The organism is Pseudonocardia ailaonensis, from assembly GCF_039531635.1.
In the GTDB taxonomy this organism is placed as follows: Bacteria; Actinomycetota; Actinomycetes; order Mycobacteriales; family Pseudonocardiaceae; genus Pseudonocardia; species Pseudonocardia ailaonensis.
The window spans coordinates 239,517-245,721 of sequence record NZ_BAAAQK010000007.1; the positions used below are offsets into that span (position 1 = coordinate 239,517).

The following is a 6,205-nucleotide window of genomic DNA, read 5'->3' on the forward strand; positions in this document are numbered from 1 at the left end:
GGCCGCCCGGACAGCGGGGCGGCGGGCCGCCCGGACAGCGGGGCGGCGGGCCGCCCGGACAGCGGGGCGGCGGGCCGCCCCGGCGGCGGGACCGGGCTCAACGGGATGCGGGAACGCGCCGATCTGCACGGCGGCACCCTGGTGGCGGGGCCGGACGGGGAGGGAGGATTCGTGGTGCACGCCGTGCTGCCGACCGAGCTGCCGAGTGGGGAGGGCTGATGACGCGGGTCCTCGTCGTCGACGACCAGGCGATGGTCCGGGAGGGGTTCGCCGCGCTGCTCGGCGCCCAGCCCGATCTCGAGGTGGTCGGGACCGCGGAGAACGGGCGGATCGCCGTCGACACCGTCGCGGCGCTGGCCGCCGAGGGCCGCGGCCCGGACGTCGTGCTCATGGACGTGCGGATGCCCGAGCTCGACGGCATCGAGGCCACCCGGATCCTGCTCGCCCGCGAGGACCCGCCGCGGGTCGTCGTCCTCACCACGTTCGATCTCGACGACCACATCTACGACGCCCTGCGCGCCGGGGCCAGCGCCTTCCTCCTCAAGCACGCCCCCGCCGCCGAGCTGCTGCACGCGGTGCGGGTGGTCGCGGCGGGCGACGCGCTGCTCGATCCCGGGGTGACCCGCCGGCTGATCGGGCACTTCGTCCACGCGCAGCCGGGGCCGCCGAAGTCCCTCGACGGCGTGACCGCCCGGGAGACCGAGGTGCTCGTCCTGGTCGCCCGCGGGCTGTCCAACGCCGAGATCGCCGCCGAGCTGGTGCTGGCCGAGCAGACGGTGAAGACGCACGTCAGCCGCATCTTCACCAAGCTCGGGCTCCGCGACCGCGCCCAGGCCGTGGTGCTGGCCTACGAGACGGGTCTCGTCCAGCCTGCTACCGGCGGGTAACCTGCCGCGCTAGTCTCCCGGCGTGACCACCATCGTTGCTGGTAGCCGCTCCGCCGTCGTCACCGGCGCGGGGCGGGGGATCGGGCGGGCGATCGCCCGGGAGCTCGCCGGGCGCGGGTATCGCGTCCTCGTCACGGACGTCGACGGCGCGGCCGCCGAGGCCACCGCCGCCACGATCCCCGGCGCGAAGGGCCTGGCCTACGACGTCACGGACCCGGAGGCCGCCCACGCCGTCGCCGCGGCGGCCCGCGAGCTCGCGCCGCTCGGCGCGTGGGTGGCCAACGCCGGCGTCGGCGACGACGGGACCGTCTCCGCCCTGGAGGACGCGCAGGTCCGGAAGCTGGTGGAGATCAACCTGCTCGGCGTGCTGTGGGGCGTCCGGGCGGCGACGGCGGCCTTCCGCGCGCAGCGGACCGACGGCGAGATCGGCCTGGTCGCCTCGCTGTCCGGGCTCGGACCGGTCCCCGGCCTCTCGGTCTACGCCGCGACGAAGGCGGCGGTGCTCTCGCTCGGGATGTCGCTGCACAGCGAGCTGCGCGCCGACGGCATCCGCGTGCACACCGTCAACCCGGACGGCGCGGACACCGCCCTGCTCTCCGGCATGGCCGCCGACGGCCAGGGCCGCGCGCTGGTCCGCTCCGGGGTGCTGCTCACCCCGGAGCAGGTGGCGCGGGCGCTGGTCGGCATGTTCGGGACGAGCCGCGTGGTCCGCACGGTTCCCGGCTGGCGGGGTGCGATGGTGCGCCTCTCGACCCTCGCCCCGTCGCACCTGATGAAGGCCGAACCCCTGCTCAGGAGGGTCGGCGCCGCGAGGATCCGGAAGGAACCCACCCGCTGACCCAGCGCCCCGCCGGCCCGACCACCTGCGTCGCCCGAGCTGCCGTGCCTCGGGCCGCCGAGGGCCCGCCCGGCCCTCGTACCTCGTGAGTGGCACTAGTCGCCACAGCGACTCCGCTCACCCACCCCGCCGGCTCCGCCGGCGACCGTTCCCCGGCTGCCACTCACAGGCCTATCCGTTCGCGGCGATGTCCTCGAGGAGGGCGAGGAGGGTGCGGATCGGGGTGCCGGTCCCGCCCTTGGGCGTGTAGCCCCAGGGGCCGCCCGTGTTGAAGGACGGGCCCGCGATGTCGATGTGCGCCCACGCCAGCCCGTCCGCCACGAACTCCCGCAGGAAGATCCCCGCGGCGAGCATCCCGCCGAACCGGTTGCCCGTGACGTTGGCCAGGTCCGCGACCCGCGAGTCCAGCTCGCCGCGCAGGTGCTCGGGCAGCGGCATCGCCCAGGCGTCCTCGCCGACCTCGCGGCCCAGCGCGGCGACCCGGTCCCGCAGCTCCTCGGAGCCCATGACGCCCGCGGTGCGGTTGCCGAGCGCGACCATCTGCGCGCCCGTCAGCGTCGAGGTCTCGACCAGGTAGTCGGGGGCGTCCTCGGCGGCGCGGACCATCGCGTCGGCCAGGATCAGCCGGCCCTCGGCATCGGTATTGAGCACCTCGACGGTCTTGCCGCCGTACATCGTGAGGACGTCGCCGGGCCGGTACGCGGTGTCCGACGGCATGTTCTCGGCCATCGGCACGGTCGCGGTCACCGCGACGGGCACGTTCAGCCGGGCGGCCAGCGCGACCGTCGCGATCACGGCGGCGGCACCGGACATGTCCGAGGTCATGTGGTCCATGCCCGCGGCCGGCTTGATCGAGATGCCGCCGGTGTCGAACGTGATCCCCTTGCCGACGAGCGCGACCTTCTTGGCCGGCGCCGCACCTCCGGCCCAGGTCAGCCGGACCAGCCGCGGCAGCCGCGACGATCCCTGCCCGACCCCGAGGATCCCGCCGAACCCGCCCTCGGCCAGGGCGGTGTCGTCGAGCACCTCGACGGTCAGCCCCGCCGCCTCGCCGATCTCCGCGGCCCGGGCGGCGAACGTCTCCGGGTACAGCGCGTTCGGCGGGGTGTTGATCAGGTCCCGGGCGGTGTGCACGGCCTCGCCGATCGCGGCGGCCCGCTCGGTGCCGGCGGCGTCCAGGCCCGCGACCAGCGCCGACGACACGGGCGCCTTGCCCGAACCGGGCTCGGACCGGAACGCGGTGAAGCGGTAGGCGCCCAGCAGCACCCCCTCGGCCGCCGCGGCGGGCTCCGGGGTGGCCACCGCGATCGTCGCGGTCCCGGACAGCGAGCGTGCGACGGCCCCGGCGGCCCGGCGCACCGCGTCCGCCGTGACCGCCTTGCCCAGCCCCACCCCGACGACGAGCGGGGCGCGCACCGCACCGCGCGACGGCAGCCGCACGACCTCCTCCGCCTTGCCGGTCGCCCCGGCCGTCGCCAGCAGTGCGGCGAGGCCGCCGTCGAACCCGGCGTCGACGAGCTCGGCGCCGGGGGCGAGCACGGGGCCGCTCTCGCCGGAGTCACCGGGGACCAGGCCGACGACGACCGCGTCCACCTCCGCGGTGGCGGGGGAGCCCTCGAGGGGCGCGACAGTGGTCGCGGGAGGGGTGCTGACGGCCACGGGTGAACTCTCCTCGGATCGCGGAAGTGGGACCCTCCTCACCCCGATCGGGGCGGCGAGACCTCTTCGAAATGCTAATGACACCGGCGCGGGGCCGACTCGCGCAGGGTCGGATGCCATGGTGGTGGACGTGGCAAGCACCCCGCCCCGACTCGGTCGCCGGCTGGGCATCGCGGACGTCGTGGTGCTCGGCGTCGTCGGGATGCTCGGTTCCGGGGTGTTCATCGTCTTCTCGCCGGCCGGCGCGGCCGCGGGCCCGTGGCTGCCGCTGGCCGTGCTGATCGCCGCCGCGGTCGCCGGGTGCTGCGTGCTCTCGACCTCGGAGCTCGCGATGGCCCACCGGGGCCCGGACTCGCGCGGCGGCCCGTCGTGGATCTCCGGGCACACCGCCGGCTACGTCGCCGCGCGCCGACGCCTGCACCCCGCGGCGGGCCGGGTCGCCGGGATCGCGCTGCTCATCGGCGGGATCGCCTCCGCCGCGGCCGCCGCGGGGGTGTTCGGCGCCTACGTGCTGCCCTCGAACCCGCTGGCGGCGGCGATCGTCGTGATCGTCGCGGCCAGCGCGATGGCGATCGTCGGGGTGCGGACGACGGCGCGGTCGGCCTGGCTGATCGCCGGCGGCACGCTCGCGGTGCTGGTGGTCGTTGTGGTCGTCGGGCTGCTCGGGCCCGGTGGCGGATCGGCCGGGGTGTCGGCCGCCGCCGCGACCGGGGGCGACTCGCTGGCCTCGGGGGTCGCGGTGCCCGCGGTGACGCCGCCGCGGGGTGTGCTCGGCGTGCTGTCGGCGGCCGGGCTCGTGTTCTTCGCGTTCGTCGGGTTCGCCGACGCCGCGTCCGCGCGGGAGGACATCCGCAGCCCCGTCCGCACCCTGCGCCGCGCGGTGCCGATCGCGCTGGGCATCTGCGCGGTCGCCTACCTCGCGGTCGCGGCGGCGCTGCTGGTCGGGCTCGGGAGCAGCCGGATCGGCGCGGAGCACTCGCCGCTGGTCGCGCTCGTCGACACCGGGCAGGCGCCGGCTCTGGGCGTGCTGGTGCGGATCGGCGCGGCCGTCGCCGCGGGATCCACGCTGTTCGCCCTGCTGATCGGCCTCACCCGCACCGCGGGCGCGATGGCCCGCCGGGACGACCTGCCCCGCGCCCTGGCGCGCCGCTGCGGCTCCGGTGCCGCCTGGCGGGCGGACGTCCTCGGCGCCGGGCTGGCGATCGTCGTCGCCGTGCTGGCCGGGCCGGTCGCGTCCATCGCGCTCGCCGCCTGTGCCCTGCTGATCCACTACGCGCTGGTGCACGCCGCCGTGCTGCGCCTGCCGCAGCTCGCCGGCCCGCGCTGGATCCCGGTCGTCGGGCTCGTGGCCTGCCTCGGGCTGGCCGCGTTCCTGCCGCCGGTGTCGGTGCTGATCACGCTCGGCCTGATCGCCGTCGGCTGGGTCCCGAGCGAGCTGTGGGCCCTGCGGATGCGCCGCCGGCCCGTCGTCGAGGAGGAGGGGGCGGCGCCCCCGGACGAGCAGGCGGCCTAGGAGAGTGCCGGCTGGGCGGCGCGCAGTGGCCCGATCTTGTCAGCGCGCCGAGGACCCGGCACCGCCGCCCAGGACCCGGCACTAGGGTCTCGCGGGTGGACCTGATCTCCGGACCCCTGCACGAGCAGCACGTCGCCCTCGGCGCCACCCTCGGCGCGTTCGGCGGCTGGTCCATGCCGATCAGCTACCCCGCGGGCACGGTCGCGGAACACACCGCGACGCGTGCGGCCGTCGGGGTCTTCGACGTCAGCCACCTCGGGAAGCTGCTGGTCGCGGGCCCGGGTGCGGCGGAGTTCGTCAACGCCTGCCTCACCGCGGACCTCGGGCGGATCACGCCGGGTCAGGCGCAGTACACGCTGTGCTGCGCGGAGAACGGGGGCGTGGTCGACGACCTGATCGCCTACCTCGTCGGCCCGGACGAGGTGCTCCTCGTGCCCAACGCCGCCAACTCCGCCGCGGTGGCCGCGCTGCTGCGCGAGGCCGCGCCGGCCGGGGTCACGATCACGGACCGGCACCGCGACCTCGCCGTGATCGCCGTGCAGGGGCCGCGCTCCGCCGAGCTGTTCGGCACGATGTTCGCCGGGTTCCCGGGCATCGGCGCCCTGGACTACATGGCCTTCGCCGACGCCGGCGAGGTCCGGGTCTGCCGCACCGGCTACACCGGCGAGCACGGCTACGAGCTGCTGGTCCCCGCCGCCGCGGCCCCCGCGGTCTGGGACGGGCTGCTGGCCGGTGCCGCGCCGCTGGGCGGTGCGGCGTGCGGGCTGGGGGCGCGGGACACGCTGCGCACCGAGATGGGCTACCCGCTGCACGGCCAGGATCTCTCCCTCGACATCACCCCGGTGCAGGCCGGCAGCTCGTGGGCGGTCGGCTGGTCCAAGCCGGCGTTCCGGGGCCGCGCGGCGCTGCTCGCCGAGAAGGAGGCCGGCCCGGCCCGGCGGCTGCGCGGGCTGCGGGCCACCGGCCGCGGGGTGCCGCGCGCCGGCATGGCGGTCCTGCGCGACGGCGTCGAGGTCGGGCGGACCACGTCGGGCACCTTCTCACCCACCTTGCGGACGGGCATCGCGCTCGCGCTGATCGACACCGCGGCCCGGGTGGAGGCGGGGGAGGTGCTCACGGTCGACGTCCGGGGGCGGGCCCTGGAGGCCGAGGTCGTCAAGCCGCCCTTCGTGCCTTCCCACGTCCGATAGTCGGGTACCCGACCGGTTGAAGTCCGCGCTTGCCCCGGGGTTTACCGTTTCGGTCATGAGCGCGGCGCAGTTCGTGGTTGAGCAGAGTCCGTCCCGGGTGTCCGACGAGCGGCGCGCC

Annotated in this window: 6 protein-coding genes; 5 read left to right on the plus strand and 1 reads right to left on the minus strand. The window is 76.4% G+C overall.

Annotation, left to right across the window (positions count from 1 at the left end):
* From ABD324_RS15825 to ABD324_RS15835, 3 genes are all read left to right on the plus strand, one after another.
* Positions 1-219, plus strand: a 219-nt coding sequence (locus ABD324_RS15825) for an ATP-binding protein (RefSeq protein WP_486362876.1), incomplete at its 5' end; no start/stop codon positions are given.
* Positions 219-887, plus strand: coding sequence for a response regulator (locus tag ABD324_RS15830; protein WP_344417246.1), 669 nt, complete (start codon positions 219-221; stop codon positions 885-887). The genes ABD324_RS15825 and ABD324_RS15830, both read left to right, overlap by 1 nt.
* Positions 888-909: 22 nt before the next feature.
* Positions 910-1,725, plus strand: a complete 816-nt coding sequence (locus tag ABD324_RS15835) for an SDR family NAD(P)-dependent oxidoreductase (RefSeq protein ID WP_344417248.1) — start codon at positions 910-912, stop codon at positions 1,723-1,725.
* A 171-nt stretch (positions 1,726-1,896) separates the two neighbouring features.
* Here the strand turns inward: ABD324_RS15835 and ABD324_RS15840 are convergent, their stop codons facing one another.
* A complete protein-coding gene (locus ABD324_RS15840) occupies positions 1,897-3,384 on the minus strand; it encodes a leucyl aminopeptidase (protein WP_425565857.1) in 1,488 nt (495 codons plus the stop codon).
* 130 nt (positions 3,385-3,514) lie between these two features.
* On the opposite strand from ABD324_RS15840, the gene ABD324_RS15845 reads away from it, so the two are divergent.
* Both ABD324_RS15845 and gcvT read left to right on the plus strand, forming a co-directional pair.
* Positions 3,515-4,897, plus strand: a complete 1,383-nt coding sequence (locus ABD324_RS15845; protein WP_344417250.1) for an APC family permease — start codon at positions 3,515-3,517, stop codon at positions 4,895-4,897.
* Positions 4,898-4,992: 95 nt separating this feature from the next.
* Complete coding sequence (gene gcvT, locus ABD324_RS15850) at positions 4,993-6,087, plus strand: glycine cleavage system aminomethyltransferase GcvT (RefSeq protein WP_344417252.1); 1,095 nt, start codon at positions 4,993-4,995, stop codon at positions 6,085-6,087.
* The last annotated feature ends 118 nt before the right edge of the window (positions 6,088-6,205 follow it).